At 46.2% G+C, this 25,803-nt stretch carries 25 protein-coding genes; 20 read left to right on the plus strand and 5 right to left on the minus strand.

Annotated features, from left to right (window positions below; translation table 11 throughout):
- Positions 1 to 47: 47 nt before the first annotated feature.
- The 3 genes from KNQ06_RS03905 to KNQ06_RS03915 all read left to right on the plus strand — a co-directional run bounded on the left by KNQ06_RS03905 (position 48) and on the right by KNQ06_RS03915 (position 3,172).
- On the plus strand, positions 48 to 1,340 hold the full coding sequence (locus KNQ06_RS03905; RefSeq protein ID WP_023468850.1) for a dihydrolipoamide acetyltransferase family protein: 1,293 nt from the start codon (positions 48 to 50) through the stop codon (positions 1,338 to 1,340).
- Positions 1,341 to 1,343: 3 nt separating this feature from the next.
- A complete protein-coding gene (lpdA, locus tag KNQ06_RS03910) occupies positions 1,344 to 2,756 on the plus strand; it encodes a dihydrolipoyl dehydrogenase (protein ID WP_064299598.1) in 1,413 nt (470 codons plus the stop codon).
- 110 nt (positions 2,757 to 2,866) lie between these two features.
- Positions 2,867 to 3,172: an SAV0927 family protein gene (locus KNQ06_RS03915; protein WP_023468848.1), complete on the plus strand. Its 306-nt coding sequence runs from the start codon at positions 2,867 to 2,869 to the stop codon at positions 3,170 to 3,172.
- 56 nt (positions 3,173 to 3,228) lie between these two features.
- On the opposite strand, the gene KNQ06_RS03920 is transcribed toward KNQ06_RS03915, so the two are convergent.
- A complete protein-coding gene (locus KNQ06_RS03920; RefSeq protein WP_035406702.1) occupies positions 3,229 to 4,716 on the minus strand; it encodes an aminotransferase class I/II-fold pyridoxal phosphate-dependent enzyme in 1,488 nt (495 codons plus the stop codon).
- A gap of 132 nt (positions 4,717 to 4,848) precedes the next feature.
- Between KNQ06_RS03920 and KNQ06_RS03925 the strand changes: the two genes are divergently transcribed.
- The 3 genes from KNQ06_RS03925 (at position 4,849) to KNQ06_RS03935 (ending at position 6,502) form a co-directional block, all read left to right on the plus strand.
- Positions 4,849 to 5,121 carry a UPF0223 family protein gene (locus KNQ06_RS03925; RefSeq protein WP_023468846.1) on the plus strand — a complete coding sequence of 91 codons (273 nt, stop codon included), beginning with the start codon at positions 4,849 to 4,851 and terminating at the stop codon, positions 5,119 to 5,121.
- A 282-nt stretch (positions 5,122 to 5,403) separates the two neighbouring features.
- Positions 5,404 to 5,592 (plus strand): hypothetical protein, encoded by a 189-nt coding sequence (locus KNQ06_RS03930; RefSeq protein ID WP_023468845.1) that lies wholly within the window; start codon positions 5,404 to 5,406, stop codon positions 5,590 to 5,592.
- A 124-nt stretch (positions 5,593 to 5,716) separates the two neighbouring features.
- On the plus strand, positions 5,717 to 6,502 hold the full coding sequence (locus KNQ06_RS03935; RefSeq protein ID WP_215147381.1) for an inositol monophosphatase family protein: 786 nt from the start codon (positions 5,717 to 5,719) through the stop codon (positions 6,500 to 6,502).
- A 41-nt stretch (positions 6,503 to 6,543) separates the two neighbouring features.
- Here KNQ06_RS03935 and KNQ06_RS03940 read toward each other — a convergent pair whose 3' ends face one another.
- Positions 6,544 to 6,714 carry a DUF5325 family protein gene (locus tag KNQ06_RS03940; protein ID WP_023468843.1) on the minus strand — a complete coding sequence of 57 codons (171 nt, stop codon included), beginning with the start codon at positions 6,712 to 6,714 and terminating at the stop codon, positions 6,544 to 6,546.
- A gap of 184 nt (positions 6,715 to 6,898) precedes the next feature.
- Here KNQ06_RS03940 and typA point away from each other — a divergent pair, with 184 nt between their 5' ends.
- The 3 genes from typA to KNQ06_RS03955 all read left to right on the plus strand — a co-directional run bounded on the left by typA (position 6,899) and on the right by KNQ06_RS03955 (position 10,343).
- Positions 6,899 to 8,746, plus strand: a complete 1,848-nt coding sequence (gene typA / locus KNQ06_RS03945; RefSeq protein ID WP_195864716.1) for a translational GTPase TypA — start codon at positions 6,899 to 6,901, stop codon at positions 8,744 to 8,746.
- Positions 8,747 to 8,772: 26 nt separating this feature from the next.
- Complete coding sequence (locus KNQ06_RS03950) at positions 8,773 to 9,126, plus strand: YlaH-like family protein (protein ID WP_023468841.1); 354 nt, start codon at positions 8,773 to 8,775, stop codon at positions 9,124 to 9,126.
- A 122-nt stretch (positions 9,127 to 9,248) separates the two neighbouring features.
- Positions 9,249 to 10,343 carry a PQQ-dependent sugar dehydrogenase gene (locus tag KNQ06_RS03955; protein ID WP_149427637.1) on the plus strand — a complete coding sequence of 365 codons (1,095 nt, stop codon included), beginning with the start codon at positions 9,249 to 9,251 and terminating at the stop codon, positions 10,341 to 10,343.
- A gap of 43 nt (positions 10,344 to 10,386) precedes the next feature.
- On the opposite strand, the gene KNQ06_RS03960 is transcribed toward KNQ06_RS03955, so the two are convergent.
- Positions 10,387 to 10,590, minus strand: coding sequence for a YlaI family protein (locus KNQ06_RS03960; protein WP_029342171.1), 204 nt, complete (start codon positions 10,588 to 10,590; stop codon positions 10,387 to 10,389).
- A 117-nt stretch (positions 10,591 to 10,707) separates the two neighbouring features.
- Here KNQ06_RS03960 and KNQ06_RS03965 point away from each other — a divergent pair, with 117 nt between their 5' ends.
- Together KNQ06_RS03965 and KNQ06_RS03970 are read left to right on the plus strand one after the other, a co-directional pair.
- Positions 10,708 to 11,160, plus strand: a complete 453-nt coding sequence (locus tag KNQ06_RS03965; protein ID WP_149427636.1) for a PNPOx family protein — start codon at positions 10,708 to 10,710, stop codon at positions 11,158 to 11,160.
- Between the two features lie 40 nt (positions 11,161 to 11,200).
- A complete protein-coding gene (locus tag KNQ06_RS03970; RefSeq protein WP_215147383.1) occupies positions 11,201 to 12,517 on the plus strand; it encodes a PhoH family protein in 1,317 nt (438 codons plus the stop codon).
- A 39-nt stretch (positions 12,518 to 12,556) separates the two neighbouring features.
- Here KNQ06_RS03970 and KNQ06_RS03975 read toward each other — a convergent pair whose 3' ends face one another.
- Positions 12,557 to 13,018 (minus strand): hypothetical protein, encoded by a 462-nt coding sequence (locus KNQ06_RS03975; RefSeq protein ID WP_215083907.1) that lies wholly within the window; start codon positions 13,016 to 13,018, stop codon positions 12,557 to 12,559.
- Positions 13,019 to 13,141: 123 nt separating this feature from the next.
- Between KNQ06_RS03975 and KNQ06_RS03980 the strand changes: the two genes are divergently transcribed.
- From KNQ06_RS03980 to KNQ06_RS03995, 4 genes are all read left to right on the plus strand, one after another.
- Positions 13,142 to 13,420, plus strand: coding sequence for an Fpa/YlaN family protein (locus KNQ06_RS03980; protein ID WP_023468835.1), 279 nt, complete (start codon positions 13,142 to 13,144; stop codon positions 13,418 to 13,420).
- A 70-nt stretch (positions 13,421 to 13,490) separates the two neighbouring features.
- The gene (locus KNQ06_RS03985) at positions 13,491 to 14,762 is read left to right on the plus strand and encodes an FtsW/RodA/SpoVE family cell cycle protein (RefSeq protein ID WP_149427635.1); all 1,272 of its coding nucleotides are present in this window, start codon (positions 13,491 to 13,493) and stop codon (positions 14,760 to 14,762) included.
- On the plus strand, positions 14,755 to 18,189 hold the full coding sequence (locus tag KNQ06_RS03990) for a pyruvate carboxylase (RefSeq protein WP_149427634.1): 3,435 nt from the start codon (positions 14,755 to 14,757) through the stop codon (positions 18,187 to 18,189). The genes KNQ06_RS03985 and KNQ06_RS03990 overlap by 8 nt, the downstream gene beginning before the upstream one ends.
- Before the next feature lie 75 nt (positions 18,190 to 18,264).
- Entirely contained in the window at positions 18,265 to 19,620 is a 1,356-nt protein-coding gene (locus KNQ06_RS03995; protein ID WP_149427633.1) for a cryptochrome/photolyase family protein, read from the plus strand.
- 47 nt (positions 19,621 to 19,667) lie between these two features.
- On the opposite strand, the gene KNQ06_RS04000 is transcribed toward KNQ06_RS03995, so the two are convergent.
- Positions 19,668 to 20,561 carry a COX15/CtaA family protein gene (locus KNQ06_RS04000; protein ID WP_023468831.1) on the minus strand — a complete coding sequence of 298 codons (894 nt, stop codon included), beginning with the start codon at positions 20,559 to 20,561 and terminating at the stop codon, positions 19,668 to 19,670.
- A 325-nt stretch (positions 20,562 to 20,886) separates the two neighbouring features.
- Between KNQ06_RS04000 and cyoE the strand changes: the two genes are divergently transcribed.
- The 5 genes from cyoE (at position 20,887) to KNQ06_RS04025 (ending at position 25,781) form a co-directional block, all read left to right on the plus strand.
- Positions 20,887 to 21,819, plus strand: a complete 933-nt coding sequence (cyoE, locus tag KNQ06_RS04005) for a heme o synthase (protein WP_023468830.1) — start codon at positions 20,887 to 20,889, stop codon at positions 21,817 to 21,819.
- Positions 21,820 to 21,883: 64 nt separating this feature from the next.
- Complete coding sequence (gene coxB, locus KNQ06_RS04010; RefSeq protein WP_081637364.1) at positions 21,884 to 22,915, plus strand: cytochrome c oxidase subunit II; 1,032 nt, start codon at positions 21,884 to 21,886, stop codon at positions 22,913 to 22,915.
- 35 nt (positions 22,916 to 22,950) lie between these two features.
- On the plus strand, positions 22,951 to 24,819 hold the full coding sequence (gene ctaD / locus KNQ06_RS04015; protein ID WP_174514739.1) for a cytochrome c oxidase subunit I: 1,869 nt from the start codon (positions 22,951 to 22,953) through the stop codon (positions 24,817 to 24,819).
- A gap of 1 nt (position 24,820) precedes the next feature.
- A complete protein-coding gene (locus KNQ06_RS04020; protein WP_029342161.1) occupies positions 24,821 to 25,450 on the plus strand; it encodes a cytochrome (ubi)quinol oxidase subunit III in 630 nt (209 codons plus the stop codon).
- A 1-nt stretch (position 25,451) separates the two neighbouring features.
- Entirely contained in the window at positions 25,452 to 25,781 is a 330-nt protein-coding gene (locus KNQ06_RS04025; protein ID WP_029342160.1) for a cytochrome C oxidase subunit IV family protein, read from the plus strand.
- Positions 25,782 to 25,803 lie beyond the last annotated feature (22 nt).

The following is a 25,803-nucleotide window of genomic DNA, read 5'->3' on the forward strand; positions in this document are numbered from 1 at the left end:
CAGATAACAATCGACTAGAAGAGTGAACTAAAAGGAGGCATATTCAAATGGGTTTATTTGAATTCAAATTGCCGGATATCGGTGAGGGTATTCATGAAGGTGAAATCGTAAAGTGGTTCGTAAAAGCGGGCGACACTGTCAAGGAAGACGACGTTCTTCTTGAAGTACAAAACGATAAAGCAGTCGTTGAAATCCCATCACCAGTTGATGGTACTGTTAAAGAAGTAAAAGTTGACGAAGGTGTCGTAGCTGTCGTTGGCGACGTCCTCATCACTTTCGAAGTCGAAGGCGAAGGTTCTGCTCCTTCTGAAGAAGCAGAGCAACCAAAAGCTGAAGACAACGCAAAAGACGTTCAAGATACGGATCAAAAAGTGGAAGACAAACCAAACGAGGTTCAAATCCATAAATCAGAACGCGTCATCGCGATGCCATCTGTCCGTAAATATGCACGTGAAAAAGGTGTCGACATCCGTGAAGTCCAAGGTTCTGGAGACAACGGTCGTGTCGTCAAAGAAGACATCGATGCATTCGCAAACGGTGGTCAAACTTCTGAAGCACCAGCAACAGAAGAAAAAGCACCAGCTGCAGCTGCTTCTGCACCAAAAACAGAAGTTAAGCCATACGTTGCTGCTCAACCTGAACTTGAAACACGCGAGAAAATCAAAGGAATCCGTAAAGCGATTTCGAAAGCAATGGTTAACTCGAAACATACAGCTCCACACGTAACACTCATGGACGAAGTCGATGTTACGAACCTCGTAGCACTCCGTAAAAACTTCAAAGAAGTTGCGGCTGCTCAAGGTACGAAATTGACTTACCTTCCGTTCGTCGTAAAAGCATTGACTGCTGCTGCTAAAAAATACCCAGCAATCAACGCATCAATCGACGATGTAAACGAAGAAATCGTCTACAAAAACTACTTCAACATCGGTATCGCTGCAGATACAGACAACGGTCTTGTCGTACCAGTCGTTAAAGATGCAGATCGTAAATCGATCTTCTCACTCGCTGACGACATCAACGATCTTGCTGGTAAAGCACGCGAAGGTAAACTTTCTGGCGAAGAGATGAAAGGCGGATCAATCACGATCACTAACATCGGTTCTGCTGGCGGTCAGTGGTTCACACCAGTCATCAACCACCCAGAAGTTGCAATCCTCGGTATCGGCCGTATCGCTGAAAAAGCAGTCGTTAAAAACGGCGAAATCGTTGCTGCACCAGTTCTTGCACTTTCATTCAGCTTCGACCACCGTCTCATCGATGGTGCAACTGCACAAAACGCGCTTAACTTAGTTAAACGCCTATTGAACGACCCACAACTTCTCATCATGGAGGGATAAGCAATGGTAGTAGGTGAATTCGCACAAGAAACAGATTTACTCGTAATCGGGGCTGGCCCTGGTGGTTACGTTGCTGCAATCCGCGGCGCGCAACTCGGTATGAAAGTAACAATCGTTGAACGTGAAAACGTCGGCGGTGTTTGCTTAAACGTTGGATGTATCCCATCAAAAGCCTTGATCACTGCAGGACATAACTTCCAGCATGCTAAAGGTGCAAGCGATATGGGGATCACTTCTGAGAATGCAACTGTCGATTTCTCGAAAGTTCAATCTTGGAAACAATCTGTCGTCAACAAATTGACTGGCGGCGTTAGTGGTCTTCTTAAAGGGAACAAAGTCGAGACTGTCGTTGGGGAAGCTTACTTCCAATCAGAAGATACAGTCCGTATCATCAACGAAGATTCTTCGACTCCTTACAAATTCAAGAAATGTATCATCGCGACAGGTTCGACTCCAATCGAACTTCCAGCTTTCAAATGGTCAAAACGCGTCCTTTCTTCAACAGGCGCATTGAACCTTCCTGAAATCCCGAAAAAACTCATCGTCATCGGTGGCGGATACATCGGGATGGAGCTTGGTACAGCGTATGCGAACTTCGATACAGAAGTCGTCATTCTTGAAGGAACAAAAGACATCCTTTCTGGTTTCGAGCCTGCTATGACGCAAGTCGTTAAGAAAAAGCTCAAACAAAAAGGTAACATCACAATCCACAACGAAGCACTTGCTCAAAGTGTAGAAGAGTCGGAAGATGGCGTTAAAGTAACATTCGAAGTCAACGGTGAAGCACAAACAGTTGAAGCGGACTACGTCCTCGTTACTGTCGGTCGCCGTCCGAACACTGGTGATCTTGGTCTTGAAATGGCAGAAGTCAAAGTCAGCGACCGTGGTCTTGTCGAAATCGACGATCAGTGCCGTACTTCAAACGAAAACATCTACGCAATCGGTGATATCGTTCCAGGACCACCACTTGCACACAAAGCTTCATTCGAAGCTAAAATTGCTGCTGAAGCAGCTGCAGGACACCCTGCATACCTCGACTACAGCGCGATTCCAGCGGTCGTCTTCACAGATCCAGAACTCGCTACAGTCGGTTACACGGAAGCACAAGCGAAAGAAGAAGGACTCGATTACATCGCGTCTAAATTCCCTTACGCTGCGAATGGTCGTGCACTTGCACTCAACGAGCCAGACGGCTTCTTGAAAATGATCACTCGTAAATCAGATGGTCTCTTGATCGGCGCGCAAATCGCAGGTACAGGCGCATCTGATATGATCGCTGAAATGGGACTCGCAATCGAGTCTGGTATGACAGCTGAAGATATCGCACTCACAATCCATGCGCACCCATCACTCGGTGAAATCGCAATGGAAACTGCTGAAGTTGCAATCGGTAGCCCAATCCACATCATTAAATAATATCGAAACACCTCATACACGGGGAGCCGACCGTGTATGAGGTGTTTTTTTGTTTGGTCTTGATACAAAAAAGGAAAAGAAAAAGTAAAAATCGGAGAGGGTGGACGCACATGGAATCCGTGACTACCTTAGAGGAGCTGTATTACGTATCGGAAATGGATAAGGTTCGTTTTGTCGGCTGGACGACTGCACTCGCCCGCTATGATTTTGCTGTCGTCTGTACGGGACAATTCTTCGGGAAAGTACTTGTCGTCAGTTTAACCGGTGGTCAGTCAGCGTTACTCGATCAACAGGATGTGTTGAATGGAGATGTCTTAATTCGTACATTTGCGATTGAACGAGAGGATGTCGAAGTAATCGGTGAAGCACTCGCAGCATTCATTCCTTGTTCACCAAACGATGAATACGCAGAATGAAATGACAAAAAAAGCAGTAATCCTCATTGAATAAGGATTACTGCTTTATCTTGTCTTCACCGAATCGCATTCGATTGTTGAATGACTTTGATCGTCTCAAGCGAATGATCCTCAAGACCTTGAACCGGAAGACCGGCTTCGATGTTTTCTTTAATATAGGCAAGGTTGTCTGCCGTGATCATTTCGCCTGGGATGAAGATAGGAATACCAGGTGGATATACCATCATGAATTCAGCCGAAATCCGCCCGACCGCATCGACCAACGGAATCGTCTCTGTCTCTTCATAGAATGCATCACGAGGACTGAGAGCGAGCGCTGGGATGTCTGGAAGAACAATCGAATGATCAGTCGTCTCGGCGCCATTATTTTGATAACGTGCGACAAGTAACGACATCGCATGTAGAAAGGCATCAATCGTCTCTTCTGAGTCACCAGACGTGATGATGACGAGAATGTTGTTCAAATCAGAAAGTTCAACTTCGATCCGATGTTCTTCACGTAAGAACTCTTCGACGAGGTGACCAGAAATGCCAAGCCCTTTGACGGAAACAAGCACTTTCGTTGGATCAAAGGCGAACGTCGCACTCGAATGCAGATCGGACTCACCGAAAACGGCGAGATAAGGAAGCTTCGCTAATCCAAAGCGCATCCGTGTCGCAAGTTCAAGTGCCCGACGATTCATCGCTTCACCGTTGATCGCAAGATGACGCCGAGCGCAGTCAAGAGAAGCGAGCAACAGGTAAGATGTCGATGTCGTCGTCAACATCGAGAGCACTGCTTGAACTTTATCTGGAGAGACAAGTCCGCGACGAACGTTCAGGACAGAGCTTCCTGTAAGTGAGCCACCGAGTTTATGCACGCTAGTTGCGGCAAGATCAGCTCCTGCTTGCATCGCTGACAACGGCATATCTTCGTGGAATGCGATATGCACGCCGTGTGCTTCGTCGACGAGTACCGGAATACCTTTACTATGGGAAAGCTTGACGATGCTCTCTAAGTCACCAGCAACGCCGAAATAGGTCGGGTTGATGACGAGAACTGCTTTTGTATCGGGATGAAGTGCAAGGGCACGTTCTACCGCGCTTGGTGTGATACCGTGCGCGATTCCGAATGTCTCATCGAATTCAGGGTGAATGAAAATCGGATGCGCACCAGAAAGAACGATAGCTGACATCACCGATTTATGCACGTTCCGAGGAACGAGAATTTTATCATCAGGTCCGACGACACTCATGATCATCGCCATGATGGCCGTTGAAGTTCCTTGTACGGAAAAGAACGTTTCGTCGGCATGGAAGGCTTGAGCTGCCAATTGATGAGCTTCTTTAATGATTGCCTTTGGATGATGGAGATCATCAAGGGGAGCGATATTGATTAAATCGATATCGAGCGCATTCTGACCGATGAACGATCGAAAGGCTGGATCCATTCCCTGACCATTTTTATGACCGGGAATATGAAATTGAATTGGTTGACGTTTCGCATGCGCAAGTAGCGCATCGAATAAAGGTGTATCGAGCTGTGTTAAGCTTTTTGTTTGCACCAGATTTCCCCCCTTAAAACCGAATAAAAATACAATCAAACAAGCTAACTATAACAAGTTTTCGGACGGTTGCAACTGTTTTATGCTTCTTTTCCGTGTAAAATAGAAAAGTGCAGAAAGGAAGTGGGAATGATGGCATTGAATTATCCGCTCAATTCCGATTGGTCGACTGAAGAAATCGTGAAAGTCATCGACTTCTTTAATTTAGTCGAGCAAGCGTATGAGACAGGTGTTGAAAGACAACGATTGCTCGAAGCGTATCGTGAATTCAAGCAAATCGTCACCTCGAAATCCGAGGAAAAACAGTGGGATCAGTTTTATATGGAAGAGACCGGTTGCTCGAGTTATCGGACGATGCAACAAGCGAAACGTCAGGAAGAACCGATTGTTCGTATGAAGAAATAATTGGATCATGAAGATAAGACTCCTATGCGATCGTATAGGAGTCTTATCTTTTAATCCGACTGGAAATGTGCGGGAAATGATCAACATTTGTTTAAAGTGGAAAGGAAGCGGCTATATACTACATACAAGACGTTGGTCTTACAAATATGTGAAACTGTATTTTTTAAAATTAGATGCTTTACATCTAAGTTGAATCGTACTATTATAGATTCAATCCACTAATAAGTCGCAATTGTCTGACAAATTAAACCTCTGTTTATCCCGCGAAGGAGTGTGGTTACTGTGAAACAAGTGATAGAAGCATACAAGAGAAAAGATGCAGAAAAACGCATTCCTGTATTGCGTCTCGAAATCGATTATGAGCTTGCTACATTACACGATGCGATGGTGGCAAGTGACGCAGAAGCTGTTGGTGCAAGTAAAGAGCGCCTCGAAAAATATCGTCAAGAGATGGTACGTCTTGAAGCTTGATTTCAACGTTCCGATCTCTACCTTATAATAAAATATCAACTCTTCAACCAGCGAATTGTTCGCTGGTTTTCTTTTTTTGTTACTATAGAAGAAGCTGGAAACAACGATGAAGGAGTGAACTCAAATGCAGATTGAGTTGGATGCGATAGATTTGATCAAACGAGCGGGAAAGTACATTCGCGAAAAAATTGATGGTTCGTATCACGTCGAACAAAAAACCGGAAAAAGCGATTTAGTGACAGAGATTGATCAAGCCGTCGAGGATTTATTGATTCAAGGTATTTTAGATCGCTATCCGAATCATCATATTTATGGGGAAGAAGGGCGAATCGCTCGACCCGATACACTCGAAGGCACGATCTGGTTCGTTGATCCGATTGATGGAACGATGAACTTTATCCGTCAAAAACGAATGTTTGCCATCTCGATTGCGATCATGATAGATGGTGAGTTACGTTATGGATTCGTCTACGATGTCATGGCGGACGAGTTGTTCCATGTCATCAAAGGGCATGGTGCTTATCAAAACGGCATACGATTACCACAAATCGAGGAGCGGAGTGTTAAAGAAGCAATCATCTGTATGAACGCGACCTGGGTGACACCAAATCGTCGAATCAATACGGATCGTCTTTCGCCACTCGTACGACACGCGGTAGGTGTACGAGCAATCGGTGCAGCATCACTTGAACTCGCATGGACAGCTGCAGGGCGTGTTGACGGGTATATCACGATGCGTAATATGCCTTGGGATTACGCAGCCGGTCAGTTGTTGATTGAAGAGGTCGGTGGGCGTGTCGGAACGATCACAGGTGAATCGATGTCATTTCTCGAACAAACGAGTGTGCTAGCAGGTAGCCAGACATTCGTTGAAGATGTGTTGACATTCGTACAAACACAAGAGGATTGAAAAAAGGTTTCTTTCGTCTTGAACGAAAGGAACCTTTTTGTTCATGCTTGTTTTCGTAAACGTGCCTTTAAAACGAACCCGGCACCCATCGCAACAATCATTAAGATGACAGAGGCGATCGTCATCGGTACGTTTTGTTCCGCGATGAAGATGCCGATGGCTGCCATGGATCCTACGGCAAGCATGGCGAGTAATAAAAATAGCAGGCGCATGTTTTTTCCCCCTCTACCCGTGAGTACGTTAACAGTGTAGCGTGAATGAAGGATAATGAAAAGGCTTTCGGAGTGATGTCGAATCTTAGTCATTGCCAATTAGGACTCTACCTGTGCTATACTCTTAAAGTTGACCGAAAGTATGATAAGATTTATTTAAATGAATAGAAAGAGGTACACACCTATGACAACATTAGTACGAAATGATTTACGCAACGTTGCGATTATCGCCCACGTTGACCATGGTAAAACAACATTAGTCGATGAGCTTTTAAAACAGTCTGGAACGTTCCGTACGAACGAACAAGTCGAAGAACGCGCAATGGACTCAAATGACATCGAGCGGGAACGTGGAATCACGATTCTTGCAAAAAACACTGCAATTGACTACAAAAACACACGCATCAACATCGTTGATACGCCAGGACACGCCGATTTTGGTGGAGAAGTTGAGCGGATCATGCGTATGGTTGATGGCGTCATCCTCGTCGTCGATGCACGTGAAGGCTGTATGCCACAAACACGTTTCGTTTTGAAAAAAGCACTCGAGCAAGGACTTCAACCAATCGTCGTCGTCAACAAAATCGACAAACCGATGGTCCGTCCTCTTGAAGTCGTCGATGAAGTCGTGGATCTCTTGATCGACCTCGGAGCTGACGAAGATCAACTCGAATTCCCAGTCGTTTATGCATCGGCAGTCAACGGCTCAAGTTCATTCGAACCTGAATTGGAAAAACAAGAAGATACAATCACAAACGTTCTTGATTTAATTCTTGAGCACACACCAGCACCTGTCGATAACACGTTGGAGCCGCTTCAGTTCCAAGTGACGATGCTTGACTATGATAACTACCTCGGACGGATCGGTGTCGGTCGTGTCTTCCGTGGAGAAATCAAAGTTGGCGATAGCGTTTCGCTTTCAAAACTTGATGGTTCAACAAAGAACTTCCGTGTTACGAAGTTGTTCGGTTACTTCGGTCTAAAACGTGTCGAAATCGAAACAGCAAAAGCTGGAGATTTGATTGCGATCGCTGGTATGGAAGATATCAACGTCGGTGAGACGGTTTGCCCGACTTCACACGTTGATCCACTCCCATTATTACGTATCGATGAGCCAACGCTTCAAATGACATTCATCGTCAACAACTCGCCATTCGCTGGTCGTGAAGGGGATCTCGTTACTTCACGTAAAATCGAAGAGCGTCTTGAAAAAGAACTCGAAACAGACGTTTCACTTCGCATCGAAAACACAGACTCACCGGACCGCTGGATCGTTTCTGGTCGTGGGGAACTTCACCTCGGGATCTTGATCGAAAACATGCGCCGTGAAGGATACGAAATTCAAGTATCGAAACCGCAAGTAATCATCAAAGAAGAAGAAGGCGTCAAAGTCGAGCCATTCGAACGCGTCGTCATCGATACACCAGAAGAGTACACAGGTTCTGTCATGGAATCGATCGGTCTCCGCAAAGGTGAATTGACGAACATGCAAACAATGGACAACGGTCAAACAAAAATGGAATTCATCGTTCCTTCACGTGGTTTGATCGGTTACCGTAACGAATTCCTTTCTGCTACACGCGGATACGGAATCATGAACCACACATTCGAAGAATACCGTCCGTTCATCCAAGCGGATATTGGTGGACGTCGTAGTGGAGTTATGGTCTCAATCGAAACAGGTAAAGCAACTGCTTACGCGATCTCAGCTCTTGAAGACCGCGGAACGATCTTCATCGAGCCTGGTATTGAAGTATACGAAGGTATGATCATCGGCGAATGTAACCGTGATGTCGATCTCGCTGTCAACGTCGTTAAAGCAAAACAATTAACGAACATGCGTGCATCTGCAAAAGATTCAACGAACGTTCTTAAACGTCCACGTGTCTTCTCACTTGAAGAGTCGTTGACATTCTTGAATGAAGATGAGTACTGTGAAATCACACCACAATCGGTTCGTCTCCGTAAACAAGTCTTGAATAAGAACGAACGTGAAAAGCAAGAAAAACGTCGTCGTCTAGGTAAAGATTAAGTCTTGAACGAATAGGGGGACTGGCAATGAATGCACAAGCTGCCGTTGCTTCTGATTTCTCGAAATACGATATTCCGTTCATCGCGAAACTTCTCGGTATCGGAAGTGATCCGAATAACATCGAAGCGGGATTTTATCCTTTAATGATTACCGTCGTCATCTTGACACTTGTCGTCTTTAAGTTAGGATTTGCTAAGGAACTAGCATGGTGGAAATCACTGATCGTCTATCTCTTGCTCGCCGTCTTCTCGGCAGCATTGACGCTTGTCTTCTGGACATGGCCGATTCCTGAAGTACTCTTAGCGATGGTCTTCGTACTTGGTATTTATCGCTTCCGGATGTGGATGGTCAAGCGTGAACGTGAACGGACAGCTTCTTGACGGAAGCATGTCATGAATCAAAAGAACGAATCTCTTCGGAGGTTCGTTCTTTTTTTTGAGCCAATTCAGATGCATGATTTAAAGCGTAGCGGGAACAATGATACTAAAAGGGGGAGAAAACAGTGAAAATAAGGTATGTCATACCCCTACTGTTAGCGGGTATCCTGATGGGGTGTACACAAACGTCAGAAGAATCGTCAACAGAGGAAACGAATCAGCCGACACAAGAAAACAATCAACAGGATTCAGGTGATCAAGAAGCGACGCAATCATCTCAAGCGCAAGAAGGCGTCGTATTTAAAGAGCTAAACGCTCCGTGGAATATTGTCCGAGAAGGAGAAGTATTTTACATCACGGAACGAGAAGGAACGATTGTCAAAGGAGAAAAAGATGATTATGAACGGATGCGCCTTCAGCTGAAAGAGGATGTCCTCGCTGAAGGAGAAGGTGGATTGCTTGGAATGGTACTTGATCCTGATTTTAAGGACAATAAGACGGCATACGTCTACCATACGTACGCCAAACAAGGACAAGCGACGAATCGCGTCATCGCGATAAAAGAAGAGGGTGACCAGTGGACGGAAGAACGTGTCTTACTCGATGATATTCCCGGAGCGACGATTCATAACGGTGGACGGCTGGAATGGGGACCTGAAGGCGCACTCTACGTCACAGCAGGAGACGCAGCGAATCCTGAACTGGCGCAAGACATTGATTCATTGGCAGGAAAGATTTTACGCATCACATCTGAAGGAGAACCGTTCGAGGGGAATCAAAAAGGATACGTCTACAGTCTCGGTCACCGGAATCCACAAGGACTTGTTTTCGTCGATGATCAACTGTATGCAAGCGAACATGGGCAAAGTGGGCACGATGAAATCAATCGAATCGAACAAAAGAATTATGGATGGCCGACGATTGAAGGGAAAGAGCAAGCAGACGGACTGGTGACGCCGTGGTATGAAGTAGGAGAACAATCTGTTGCACCAAGTGGAGTTGCAACAGCAGAGGATACACTTTATTTTGCAACACTTGTCGGACAACGATTACAAACCATCGATCTAGAGACGAAGCAAGTCAAGACGATCGTCGAAAATCAAGGTCGGATTCGAGATGTCTGGATTGACGAGACATCGATTTACTATATTACAAATAATACGGACGGAAGAGGGAATCCATCGGCAGATGATGATCGACTCGTTCGAATCAATCGATGAACAACAAAAGGTCTGTCAGGGAATTTCCCCGCAGACCTTTTGTTTACCAGTGTTTTCGTTTCGTTTCCCAAGTCGGGTATAAATGAAATTGTCCAGAAGCGTGGCGTTCAAGTGTCCGTTCTTCTACGCGTGATCGACACTCATCACAAATGTGGACACGAACAGGTTTATTGCGTAATCGCTTCGCCGTGAAGGACCAATCATCAATCGTTTCACGCTTATCGCAAATCGTACATTTCACTCGCATGCCAGGTCCTCCCTTTTTTTCTTAGTATATCATATTAGAAGATTATTCAGATGTAAAAAAGGGAAACGAGAAGTATATATCGAAATATCATCACTAAGTCGTAGAGGGGGTGATGTCATGGCAAATAAAGTTGAACAACAGCTCAACTCAGGTCAACTAGAAGCACTATCGCAATTACCACTCGTTTTTTTGATTACGCATGATCAATCCAAACATTGGCCCATCACACATGCAATCAGTTGGGTACATGCGACGGATTCACAAACGATTCGTTTTACAATCGAAGCAGATTCTCATCTCGTTAAAACATTACGAGAACATCCGGTCTTCACATTGATCTTTTTTGCAGATCAGTCGACGTACAGCTTAACATGTACGGACGTCAAGGCGTTTACGCCGCAAGAAGACCTTCCGTTGCCACTCGCTTTTTATGAGGGACGCGTTGAGGAGGTACGTGACATCTTGTTTTACGGAGCAGCTGTCACACAACGACCAACTATCGAAAAAACATACGATGAACAGGCAGCTGAACGGTTGGATCAACTCGTTCATCGCATCCTAAAAGCGTAACATTCATCACAAACTCGACTCTAAAGGGGCGAACGATGGAATGAAAAAAATATACGTACTTGATACTAATGTCATGCTTCACGATCCACTTTCTCTATTCCAATTCCAGGAGCACGACGTCGTCATACCAGCGATCGTACTAGAAGAACTAGATGGAAAAAAACGCAACATGGATGAGGTTGGACGTAATGCACGAGAAACAGCTCGCATTTTAGACCAATTACGAGAAACGGGTCAGCTTCATGCGGGAGTGCCACTCGGAAACGGCGGTATTCTTCGCGTCGATATCGGGGACTCCATTCATGAAGGTTCGCCGTTTACGCATGAATCAAACGATAATAAGATCATTGAACTGGCGTGGTCGATTCATCAGGAACAACAAACCGAAGCGACCCCACGAGATGTCATTCTCGTCTCAAAAGATATCTTAGTCCGCGTCAAAGCGGATGCGTATGGATTAGTCGCTGAAGACTATATGACGGATCATATCGCTGATTTGACCGGTCTTTATACAGGATTCATCGAAGTGACCGTCGATCAGGAATATATTGATGCCTTCTATCAGGACAAACGGCTTTCGGTGGATGTCTTGCCAGAAAAATTGCAACCGAATGAGTTCGTCATCTTAAAAAGTAACATGTCGAAAGCTTCAGCCATCGCCGTCGTTGATCAGAACCTGCCAATCATTCGGGCACTTTCGATCGATGTCGATCAAGTCTGGGGCGTCATTCCACGAAACGTTCAACAACGGATGGCATTTGAGTTATTATTACGTGACGATGTACCACTCGTGACACTCGTTGGTAAGGCAGGTACCGGAAAAACGTTACTTGCACTCGCTGCGGGTCTCCTGCAAGTGGAAGACGAGCATAAATATAAAAAACTGGTCGTTGCTCGTCCTGTCGTACCGATGGGAAACGATATCGGCTACTTGCCGGGTGAAATGGAAGAGAAGCTTCGTCCGTGGATGCAACCCATCTATGATAACCTCGAACACCTTTTCAATACGGGATCGGGAGACGAACTAGGTAACATTCTCGCCGGAATGAAGACGATTCAACTGGAAGCGTTAACGTATATCCGGGGACGTAGTATGCCGGGACAATTCATCATCATCGATGAAGCGCAGAATTTGACGAAACATGAAGTCAAGACGATTTTGACACGTGTCGGTGAAAACTCGAAAATCGTGTTAGTCGGGGATCCGCAACAGATTGATCATCCGTATCTAGATGAGTATTCCAATGGTCTATCCTACGCTGTAGAACGACTCAAAAATGAGAAGATGACGGGACACGTCAAACTCGTCAAAGGGGAGCGCTCGAACTTGGCACGCCTCGCAGCCGATTTACTATGAAAAAACGTGGTGCGTCTATTCAGGCGCACCACGTTTTCCTTATATGACGGTAACCGTATGAACGGATTTGACGATCCGTTGTCCGTGTAACAGATGAACGGGTCCATCTGCTAACACTTTGCCTTCTTGTGAGAACTGCAGATACACTTCGTCGAGTTGTTCAAGTGGAAGTTCGACCGTTTCTTCGCCTTCGAAACGAATAGCGATCGCGTCCGGTAAGAGCTCGGCATTCCGGATGAACGGCGCAAGCGCCATGGCGAATGACCCTTGAAGCGCAGCTTCTTTTTCAGCACGTGTCATCGGACGATTGTGATCCGTACGACTGCCTTCCATGATGCCTTTATCCCACGCAGCCCCCATTTTCGCGTAGTACGCTTCTTGTTCACTTGTGTCGGCTGGTTGACCGATTTTCTCGATTTCCACCTTTCGTTCATCAAAGATCCAGACTGTCGGATCAATCGTTAACTGATGTCGTACTTTACCGTTAATCGGAAAAATCATTTGTTCTACCCCCTAAATGTGTAAGTCCAACAAATCCATTATACCGAAACGTTGAATTGTTGGCGAAAGTAAGGTAAAGTTTAGCTATAACAGGAACGCGTCATTTCATGAGGAGGGATTGGATTGTCAACTGAAATCGAGACAGTTCATCGCCAGCGCGCTCTTGAGCTACTAGAAGCGGATGCACAAAAAATCCGCCGGTTGATCGAGGTCCAGCTTGCGAATTTAACGATGCCACAATGTCCTCTTTACGAGGAAGTATTGGATACACAAATGTTCGGATTATCCCGTCAAATTGATTTTGCGGTACGTCTTGAACTGATTGATGCGGGTGAGGGGAAACAATTACTCGAATCACTTGAACAGCAATTATCTGATTTACATGATGCGGAGACGTGCTGATTTTCTACTCAAACGTGAAATGCGGCGTTTGGGTATTTTTTTTTAGAAAATGAAAAAAGGACGTGTACATATGTTAGCGAAGTTTAAAGAAAAACGAGCATTTTTTGACTATGGTCTCTTCTTTACGATGCTCATCCTCATGGCGATCAGTACGGTCATGGTCTATAGTGCGAGCGTGTGGAACGGTGGAGATTATGCGAATACGTCCTTCTTTGAGAAGCAGTTGATGTTTGATGCGATGGCGATCGTGCTGTTCCTTTTCGTTTCACAAATCAATCATGAGGTGTTCCGTGGACCAGTGATTCGTTTACTCTTGTACGCGATTACATGGTTGATGTTGATGGCGACGCTGTTTTCGGCACCACTAAACGGGGCTCGCGCATGGTTGAACTTCGGTATCTTCTTGATTCAACCAATCGAGCTTTGTAAATTCGTGCTCGTCGTCGGACTTGCGAGTTATTTTGATCAAAAGCACAAAGGGAAAATGGACGGCGTGATTGGGATCGTCCATCACTTCATCCATCGTCAAATTCCAGCGACGTCTCCAGGAAGACGGATTTTACTTAGTTTCTCGGACTGGATCTTGATTCCGATGGTTGTATTACTTGCACCTTACGCGATCATCATTCGCATGCAACCGGATGACGGCGGATTGTTCATTCTGTTACTCATCACGGCGATGATTTTATTCGCAGTTGGATTACCGAGTGGTTACATCATGTTATGTGTCGTCACCGTACCAATCATCTTCTTGTACGCATGGAATAATTTTTCGGATAATCAGATGCAACGGATTCAAGCAAGTTTGAATCCCTTCCTTGACGCAGAAGGGAAGGGGTATCAGCTCATCAACTCCGTCATATCGATTGCCCACGGGGGATTATTCGGAGTAGGTCTCGGGAATAGCTTTCAGAAGTATGGTTATTTGCCTGAACCTGAAACCGACTACATCATGTCGATCATCTCGGAGGAACTCGGGTTCGTCGGTGTCCTCGTCGTGCTTGGTCTACTGTTCTACTTGATGATTCAAGGTGCGGTCATCGCTAATCGGTGTGTCTCGCTTTACTCGAGCATGCTCGCTCTCGGGATATCCGGTATCATCTTCATCCAGACATGTATCAATATCGCGGCCATGTCCGGTCTGTTTCCAGGTACAGGTGTTACCTTGCCATTCATCAGTTACGGTGGGTCATCGTTACTCGTCATGAGTACGATGCTTGGTGTAATGGCGAACATTTCCATGCAAAACAAATATCGAGTGGCTTATCAGAAAGAAGTGCGGACTGCACGTTCGATGAGTGCCACAAGCTCATTAACTAAAGGGGGAGCATCAGTTGACTAAAATCCAGAAGATTCTCGTAGCAAACCGCGGGGAGATCGCGATTCGCGTTTTCCGTGCAGCGACAGAACTCGGTATTCGTACCGTTGCCATTTATTCGCGAGAGGATATGGGTTCTCTTCATCGCTATAAAGCCGATGAAGCGTACCGGATCGGAGAAGGGAAAAAACCGATCGAAGCTTATCTCGATATTGAAGATATCATTGCAACAGCGAAAAAAGCCGAATGTGATGCGATCCATCCTGGTTATGGATTCCTCTCTGAGAATATTGAGCTAGCCAAACGTTGCCGTGAAGAAGGAATCATCTTCATCGGACCGCAAGAAGAGCATCTGTATAAGTTCGGGGATAAAGTACGGGCACGAACGACAGCGATTGAAGCCGGTCTTCCTGTCATTCCAGGAACGGATGGTCCGATCTCATCCATTGATGAAGCGTATGCGTTCGCAAAGGAAGCAGGCTATCCACTCATGGTCAAAGCATCGCTTGGCGGTGGTGGACGCGGTATGCGTGTCGTCCGGACAGAAGAAGAGCTTCCAGACATGATCGAACGTGCGAAATCTGAAGCCTTGAAAGCATTTGGTTCGGATGAGATTTACGTCGAAAAATTAATCGAACGACCAAAACATATTGAAGTTCAAATCATCGGTGACGCCCATGGGAACATCATTCACTTGTTTGAACGTGATTGTTCTGTACAGCGTCGTCACCAAAAAGTCGTCGAAGTGGCACCTTGTGTGACGCTATCAGACGAAGGTCGACAAAAGATTTGTGACGCAGCCGTCACATTGATGAAGCATGTCGGATACGAAAATGCGGGTACGGTCGAATTTCTCGTGACACAAGATGAATCGTTCTATTTCATCGAGGTCAACCCACGTGTCCAAGTCGAGCACACGATTACGGAGATGATCACGGGCGTTGATATCGTCCAGACACAAATCCGTGTTGCTGAAGGCGAATCGTTACATAGCGACCTCGTTGGTATTCCGCAACAAGAAGACATTAAGATGCTTGGTTTTGCGATCCAAAGCCGAATCACGTCAGAAGATCCGGAGAACGGTTTCTTGCCGGATACAGGGAAAATTAAAGCCTATCGTTCACCAGGCGGTTTTGGTGTACGTCTCGATGGTGGGAATGCTTATGTTGGAGCGGAAATTTCACCATATTATGACTCACTGCTCGTTAAAATCTCGACGCATGGTTTGACATACGATCAAGCCGTTGCGAAGATGCGTCGAAACTTAAGTGAATTCCGAATCCGTGGGATCAAGACGAATATCCCATTCTTAAGCAACGTCTTGAAGCACCATGCGTTCGTCAGCGGGGATTACAATACATCGTTCATTGATGATACACAAGAATTATTCATCTTCCCGAAACGTCAAGACCGGGGAACGAAACTTTTGACGTACATCGGAGAGGTTTCCGTCAATGGATTCCCGGGAATCGGAAAATTGGACAAGCCGCTTGCGCGTGACGTCCGGATTCCGAGAAATCTCCCGACAGACTATACACCAGGTGCAAAAGCGATTCTCGATGCGGAAGGTCCAGAAGCCGTCGCAAAATGGTTGGCAGCTCAGGAGAACGTTATGTTGACAGATACGACATTCCGTGATGCCCATCAGTCGCTCCTTGCGACGCGGATGCGGACGAAGGATCTCGTTGCGATTGCAGAGGCGGAAGCGAAACTGCTACCTGAACTGTTCTCTGTCGAAGCATGGGGAGGCGCGACATTTGATGTCGCCTACCGATTCTTATCGGAGGATCCATGGGTTCGTCTGATGAAATTACGTGAAAAGATGCCGAACGTCCTCATTCAAATGTTGCTTCGTGGTGCGAACGGCGTTGGTTACAAAAACTATCCGGACAATGTCATTCACACGTTCGTCAAGGAAGCGGCGCAGGCAGGAGTCGACGTCTTCCGAATCTTCGATAGCTTGAACAACCCGGAGTCGATTCAACTTGCCATCGATGCGGTCTTGCCGACAGGTAAAATCGCGGAAGCAGCTGTCTGTTATACAGGGGATTTATTCGATGCGAATCGACCGAAATATCACCTGCCGTATTACGTCAATCTAGCGAAACAACTGGAAGAAAGCGGCGCTCATATCATTGCCATCAAGGATATGGCGGGTCTCTTGAAACCGGAGGCAGCCTACGCGCTCGTATCAGCACTTAAAGATGCGGTATCGCTACCGATCCATCTCCACACACACGATGCGAGTGGGAACGGGATTTATACGTATGCGCGTGCGATTGATGCAGGTGTCGACGTCGTAGACGTCGCGGCATCAAGCATGTCGGGACTGACGAGTCAGCCAGCGGGTGGTAGCTTGATTCATGCCTTAAGTGGTCATCCACGTCAACCGCTCGTATCAGCACAGAAGTTTGAACAGATTTCGGATTATTGGCAGGACGTGCGTCATCTGTATCAAGCATTCGAACTCGATATGATCGCACCGAATCCAACGGTCTACGACCATGAGATGCCGGGTGGACAGTATTCGAACTTACAGCAACAAGCAAAAGCGGTTGGACTTGCGGATCGTTGGTCTGAAGTCAAAGAGATGTATGCGCGTGTCAATATGCTGTTTGGCGATATCGTCAAAGTCACACCATCGTCAAAAGTCGTCGGAGACATGGCACTCTTCATGGTTCAACATCATCTGACAGAAGAGGATGTCTTGCACCGTGCAAGTGGACTTGATTTCCCGGATTCAGTCGTCGAACTGATGAAAGGGGAGCTCGGAACTCCACCAGATGGTTTCCCGCAAGACGTTCAACAGGCTATTCTCAAGGGAGCTGCTCCGCTGACAGAACGTCCAGGTAAGATGATGGAACCACTCAATTTTGATGCGATCAAACATGAGTTGTTCGAAAAACTTGAACGTCCAGTTACAGAATTTGATGCACTCGCTTACGCGCTCTATCCAAAAGTCTTCATGGACTACAGTTCGTATGTCGCGCGATATGGTGATATCTCTGTTCTTGATACGAATACGTTCTTCCATGGAATGCGTCTAGGGGAGACGATCGAGGTTGAAATCGAACGAGGCAAGACACTCTACCTCAAGTTGATTCAAATCGGTCAGCCAGACGATCATGGGATGCGGACGATCTATTATGAGATGAACGGTGTTCCTCGTGAAGTCGAAGTCAAAGACATCAGTATTAAGGAAAGTTCATCAAGTCGTCCAAAAGCAGATCGAAGCAATGCGAAACAAATCGGTGCATCAATGCCGGGTAGCGTGCTGAAGGTACTCGTCGAGACGGGTACACGTGTCCGTAAAGGAGAGCAACTCCTCGTCACGGAAGCGATGAAGATGGAAACGACGATCCAAGCACCGGAAGACGGTGAAATCAAAGCCGTCCACGTCAAGGAAGGCGAAGCCATCGCAAGTCAAGACTTACTGATTGAATTCGTATAAGGTCACAACGAAAAACAGGCGCACGCTCGGCGGGCTGCCTGTTTTTCATTCAATACGTAGTGGGAGAGGATACGATTGAACATTATTTGTTGGGTACGAAGTGATTTTCGATTACAAGATAACCACATGTTGGCACGTGCTGTTGAATTACTAAATGAAAATCCGAAGGCGACGGTCGAGTTCGTCTTTTGGCTCAATCCGGATTACATCGGAGAATATGAAGCACGGCAACAATATTTCTTCCAAGCGCTCGAGATGTTTTCTGATGCCTGCAAAGAGAAAGAGATGCCAATCCGTTTCATCGAAGGCGATGAACAGGCTTTCTTAGACGCAACTGGTGATGCGGACGTTTTGTTATTTAATGCGGAATATGTCGAACCATTCAAGACGCGAGATGAAAAAATCATTAAAAAGCGTAAAGATCGTCAGACGGAGCGACTACTAGACCGACATCTTCTTCACCCACATGACATTAAAAAGCAAGATGGAAAGTTCTATAAAGTATTCACGCCATATAAGAATGCATTCATGAAAAAAGATATTCCTGCACCATATGAAGTGAAATGGCAAACGCTGCGGGATCATTATCAAAAGCGTCAGCACGATAATAGTTTCATCAACGCTTATTTTAAAAAGGCAGAGTCGGAAGCCGTCTTCCATCCTGGTGAAAAGCAGGCGAAACAACGCTTGAAGAAATTCATCGAACAATCGCTTGAAGATTACGAAGAGAATCGTGATTTTCCTGCTGTCGACGGTACGAGTTTACTTTCTCGCTATTTACGGACTGGAGAAGTCGGCATTCGGACCGTCTATGCGGCTGTTCAGGAGGCAAAAGAATCAAAAGGGAAACAGACCTTCATCACCGAACTCATCTGGCGTGAATTCTATTACATGATTTTAATGCATTTCCCGGAATCAAAACGACAAGCCGTCAATACGCAATATCGGGAAATCGAATGGGAAGAAGATGAAGCGGGCTTCAAGGCGTGGTGTGAAGGCAAGACGGGCTATCCGATCGTTGATGCAGCGATGCGGCAATTGAATCAAACGGGGTGGATGCATAATCGTCTACGGATGATCGTCGCTTCTTTCCTGACAAAAGACTTGTTGGTCGATTGGCAGAAAGGCGAACGATATTTCCAGCAGAAACTCGTTGATTATGAAGCGGCATCAAACATCGGGGGTTGGCAATGGGCAGCATCAGTCGGAACGGATGCCGTCCCGTACTTCCGCGTCTTCAATCCGACGACTCAATCGAAGAAGTTCGATAAGGATGGAGAGTTCATTCGAAAGTATGTCACGGAAATCAAGGATTTATCAAAGCAGTATATTCATGAACCGACTGCTGAGCAACGCAAGGATTATGGCTATCCAGAACCAATCGTCGCACATGACGAAGCGCGAAAGCGTGCGATTGCTCGATTCAAATAATGAAAAAAGGATGTTCCTCGCTTGAGGAACATCCTTTTTTTACGACCTTATTGAAGACGACTATTTGCCTTACGTGTTCGGAATGCATGGTACGTCAAGTAAGATAAGACCCCGAAGTAACATGTGATCAAGAAGGCGTGGAGTAACGGCACATACGTTGCATGTCCACCAAGAACGATCCAAGCCCCAGTGGCGACTTGGCACGAAATGAAGAACGTCGCGAACGCCATACCAATCGTTGTCGTCCGATGCTTTAAGCGAATCGCAACGACATGGACGAATAAGGTGAACAGGAACAGTAATCCTGCCATGATCCGGTGAATCATCTGCACCCACGCTTCGAATGTCATGGAAGGTTGAGAACAGACAGGCCAACCAACGCAAGCATATGTAGCCCCGACGTGGCGTACGTAAGCACCCGTATAAACGACGATCAGCGTATAGATGAGTAGACCGTACAAGAGCTTCCGTAAGAATGCTGGGACAGATTCCCTGAATTCCTGACCCGGACGCTCCATGATCAACAGTGTCAAAATCAATAGCGAAGCAAAGGAAATCAAAGAGATTCCGAAATGTAACGCCATGACGAGGTCTGATTGTTGCCAAACGACTGCTCCAGCACCGACGATCGATTGAATCAACATGAAGATGAAAGCAAGAAACGCAAAGATCTTCGTATCTAATCGATCCTTGAAGGCAACGAGCGTCCAGAGACATAAGGCGATGATTAAGAGTCCAACGACTCCAGTCACAGCGCGGTGACTATATTCAATCATCGTTTCAACACTTGGGTTCGTCGGAATGAGTTCCCCGTGACAGAGTGGCCAATCCGTTCCGCAACCATCTCCCGAATCCGTTTTTGTGACTGTCCCACCCATCAGTAAGACGATCATCATCGTAAACGTGACGAAGGCTGAAAACATCGAAAGTTTTCGATTCAAGATTTGGACACCACCTTTCTAAAAAAATACGAAATACATGGATTTCCATAGGTCTAGTATCGCATAAAAAGTACTGAAAGGGTTGCAATCTTTTAGAACAACGCTATTCTAGTATTAGGTAAATATAGTGAACTGTGATGAAAATCACATAGATTTCACATTTTGTTCATTATGTCGAAAGTATTTTCATACGTCACGGTCCTCGATATGTGGTATCTTTTATAGAGAAAAGGGCGTTTCGTGGCATGTCTGTGTTATTTCTGTGAAGAAATTACGTGAAGCCTAGGTGCTAAACGGAAGCAGACGGTGAAAAGGAGGGAACAGCATGGCGAAAGTTACTGGAGAGGCACTGGATATGGCGATCGAGCAAGCAGATCAGCCGACATTCAAGGACTATATTACCCTAGCAAAAATGGGGATTGTCCGTGCCAATCTGATTACGGTCTTCGCGGGGTATGTCGTAGCAGCATCGTACATAACGGATGATGTCCTGTTGTACTTGTGGCAAACCAAGTGGATGTTACTGTGGACGCTTCTCGGGAGTGGATTGGTCATTGCCGGAAGTTGCTACCTCAATAACTACATTGACCGGGACATCGATTACAAGATGGAACGGACGATGGGAAGACCAAGCGTTACTGGGAAGATGGATGGACAGCGGATACTCGCACTAGGACTCGGTATTCTTGCGACCGGTACGGTATTGTTGTTGATCGTCAACCATGTGGCGGCAGTGTTCGGATTGATCGGATCATTCGTTTACGTCGTGATTTATACGATGTGGTTAAAGCGGACGCACACGATCAATACAGTCGTAGGTGGTATATCAGGAGCTGTGCCACCAATCATTGGATTTGCGGCAGTCACTCCGACGCTTCACATTGATGCGTGGATTTTATTCCTCATCATGTTCGTGTGGCAACCACCACATTTCCTTGCACTCGCGATGCGACGGACAGAGGAGTATCGGGCAGCAGGTATCCCGATGTTACCTGTCGTAAACGGATTCGCGATCACGAAACGACAAATTGTATGGTGGATTGCAGTACTCATTCCATCATCACTCCTCTTAGCACACTATGGCATCATCTACATGATCGTCATGGCATTGCTCGGTGGATATTGGCTCTATATGGGACTGAAAGGTCTGAAGATCCAAGATGAACAAGCCGAAATCAAATGGGCGTCGAAGATGTTCTTCTTCTCACTGTTTTATTTCACGGCTTGGATCGTGACGGTCGTACTCGTTTCTCTCTAAAACGATTTGACATAATTCACGTACACCATTACGAAAGACAAAATTGGGGACAAAGAAAGTGGGGATGGTTGTGAAAAAATCAGTAAAAATGCTCTTCCGGCTTCTTCCAATCGGCTTGATGGCACTCATGTTATCAGGTTGTGGAATTCCGGAATTGTCTGCGCTACAGCCTCGCGGAGAAGGCGCTGAGATGCAACTTGAGATCATCAAGCTTAGCTTGTGGGTCATGTTGTTCGTCCTTGCGATCGTAGCCGTCATTTATATTTACGTACTTATGAAATTCCGTCGTAAATCAGGTGATAACACGGTTCCGAAGCAAGTCGAAGGGAACCATACGCTTGAAATCATCTGGACAGTCATTCCGATTCTTCTTTTGATCGTTCTTGCAATTCCGACGATCAAAACAACGGTTGAACTCGCAGATGCAAAAGAAGCGAAGAAAAACGAACAAATCAACGTTACAGCAAACCTCTACTGGTGGGAGTTCGAATACCCAGACAAAGGTGTTTCGACAGGACAAGAACTTGTCATTCCAGTCGGTAAACGTGTTGCTGTTAACTTGACGTCTAAAGACGTCATTCACTCATTCTGGGTACCAGCTCTTTCTGGTAAAACAGATACGAACCCAGGTCTTGAAAACGAAATGTGGTTACAAGCAAAAGAAGCAGGCACTTACTACGGTAAATGTGCCGAGTTGTGTGGTCCTTCTCACGCATTGATGGACTTCAAAGTCGTTGCACTTGAACAAGACGACTACGACAACTGGTTGAAAGATATGAAAGCTGCGAAAGAAGCAGAGACGAAGCAGCTTGATAAAAAGAATGAAAAGAACTGGACGACTGGCGAGAAAGTCTATGCCCAGAACTGTCTCAGCTGTCATGGTGGCGGAAAAGTCGCACCTAGCTTGACGAACTTCGGTGATCGTCAACGTATCGCGGGTTACCTCGACCATGATAAAGAAAACCTCGAAAAATGGATTCGCGATCCTCAAAAAGAGAAACAAGGTACGAAAATGCCTGGATTCTCTGAAGATCAGATCAGCGATGAAGAATTGAGCGAATTGGCAGATTATCTATTGGACAAAAAGCTCCAATAATTTTTTAAGGGGGAATCATAGTGGGGACACATACTATGGGTATGCCGCAGAAAAAAAGCGGCATCATGGACTGGCTAACGACAGTCGACCATAAGAAAATCGGGATTCTCTACATCATGTCTGGATTGTTCTTCCTTCTAGTCGGTGGCGTAGAAGCCCTAATGATTCGTTTTCAATTGATTAAACCGATGAACGATTTCGTCAGCGGTGAACTCTTTAACCAATTGATCACGATGCACGGTACGACGATGATCTTCTTGGCAGCGATGCCGATGTTGATTGGATACATGAACGCAGCAGTACCGCTTCAAATCGGGGCACGTGACGTTGCGTTCCCATTCTTGAATGCACTTGGTTTCTGGTTGTTCTTCTTCGGTGGAGTCTTGTTGAACCTTTCTTGGTTCTTCGGCGCTGCACCGAACGCAGGGTGGACTGCATACGCACCACTCTCGACAGTACCTGAGTCTCTCGGTGTAGACTTCTATGCGTTAGGACTTCAGATTTCTGGTTTCGGTACACTTATGGGGGGAATTAACTTCCTCGTTACGATTTTGAACATGCGTGCACCAGGTATGAAACTGATGCGGATGCCGCTCTTCACATGGACAGCATTCGTTGCTTCTGCCTTGATCGTTTTCGCATTCCCACCACTTACGGTTGGATTGTTCCTCTTGACGTTCGAGCGACTCTTCGGAGCGCACTTCTTCGACCCGGCAGCGGGCGGGAACATCGTCATCTGGGAACACCTCTTCTGGATCTTCGGTCACCCGGAAGTTTATATCTTGATCTTACCGGCATTCGGTATTTTCTCTGAAATCATTCCTACATTTGCTCGTAAGCGTCTCTTCGGTTACACGACGATGGTCTTTGCGACGATGTTGATCGGTTTCCTCGGATTCATGGTATGGGTCCACCACATGTTCACAGTTGGTCTCGGTCCGGTCGCAAACGCGATCTTCGCCGTAGCAACGATGGCGATTGCTGTACCGACAGGGGTCAAGATCTTCAACTGGCTCTTTACGCTATGGGGCGGTAAGTTGACGTTCCCAGTCGCAATGCTTTACTCGGTCGCGTTCATTCCATCATTCCTTGTTGGTGGTATGACAGGGGTCATGCTTTCTGTTGCACCTGCCGATTACCAGTACCATGACAGTTACTTCGTAGTAGCTCACTTCCACTACGTTATCGTTGGTGGGGTTGTCTTTGGTCTCTTCGCAGGTCTTTACTACTGGTTCCCACTCATGTTCGGGAAACAGCTCAACGAATTCTGGGGAAAAATTCAATTCTGGTTGTTCTTCATCGGCTTCCACTTGACGTTCTTCCCGCAACATATTCTTGGTCTTACAGGTATGCCACGTCGTGTCTTCACGTACTTGCCAAACCAAGGCTGGGAAACAATGAACTTACTTTCATCAATTGGGGCAGCCTTCATGGGTGTGTCGACGATCGTTCTCGTCATTTCGATTGCAGCAGCATTGATGTCAAAAGAATATGTAAAACGCGACGTCTGGGGAGATGGACGTACACTTGAGTGGACACTTCCAGTTCCAACTCCAGAGTATAACTTCGCTCAAATCCCACTCGTCAAAGGTTTGGATACGTATTGGCTCGAAAAAATGGCAGGAAACAAAACAGTTTCTGTATCGGAAGAAGTCGGCGATATCCACATGCCGAACAACACGATCTTGCCATTCGTCATGTCAGTCGGTCTATTCCTCGCAGGTCTCGGATTCATTCTTCGCCTAGACTATGGAACTGTTGGTCTTGTCGTTGCCTTGATTGGTCTTGCGATGACATTGATCGCGATGTTCCTCCGTTCTTGGATCGATGATGAAGGATACTACATCCCGAAATCAGTCGTCGAAGAAGATCTACGCCTTGAAGCAGAAAAGGAGGCGAAGTAAGATGGGTCATCATTCAGTACCGAATAACCCAATCACGGGTATTCCGGATCATGTTGAAAAAGCAACACTTGAGGGTAAGAATAAATATGTAGCCTTCTGGTTCTTCCTTGGAGGAGAGACGACTTTGTTCGCCTCTCTCTTCGGGACATACATCGGTCTCCATAACTCCGGTGCAAAAGAAGGTCTACGCAGTTATGACATCTTCGAAATGGGTCTCGTCTTCATCATGACGATGCTCCTTCTCACAAGTTCATTAACAAGTGTTCTTGCGATGATGGCGATGAAACGTAATGATGTCAAGAAGATGAAAATGTGGTTAATTATCACACTTGTTCTTGGACTAGCATTCTTAGCGGGTGAGATTTATGAGTTCAATCACTACTACCACATCGGTCATACATTCACGTCGAGTGCATTTGGTTCTGCCTTCTACACTCTCGTCGGTTTCCACGGTGCGCACGTCTTGTTCGGTCTTCTCTGGATCTCGACATTGCTCATCCGGAACTGGAACCGTGGCATCACGGTCGTGAATGCGCCGAAGTACTATGTTTCAAGTCTTTACTGGCACTTCATTGACGTCGTCTGGGTCTTTATCTTCTCAGTCGTCTACCTCATGGGGATGGTGAAATAAGATGGAAAAACACGAACCGCAACTTACGCGCAATCAAATCGAGCTTGAGATGAAAGCAGAACGTGGTCGTGAGACACAACTGCAACTCATCAGTTTCGCACTCATGATTTTCTTGACGCTCATCGCTTTCGGTGCTGTCATGGCTGATCTCATGCCGCACTGGGCAGCTGGTGGTTTCTTGATCATCATGGCAATCGTTCAGGTTTACCTTCAGCTTTACATGTTCATGCATATGAACAACAAAGGCAACACATGGATCAAAGTCATGATGGGTCTTGGCATCTTCGTCGCCTTGACGATCGTTGCGACGCTTCGTCTGTTGATCTGGTAAGAAATGTGACCATTCTGCTAAC

The sequence above is a fragment of the Exiguobacterium sp. s91 genome (genome assembly GCF_018618915.1).
Classification (GTDB): Bacteria; Bacillota; Bacilli; order Exiguobacteriales; family Exiguobacteriaceae; genus Exiguobacterium_A; species Exiguobacterium_A abrahamii.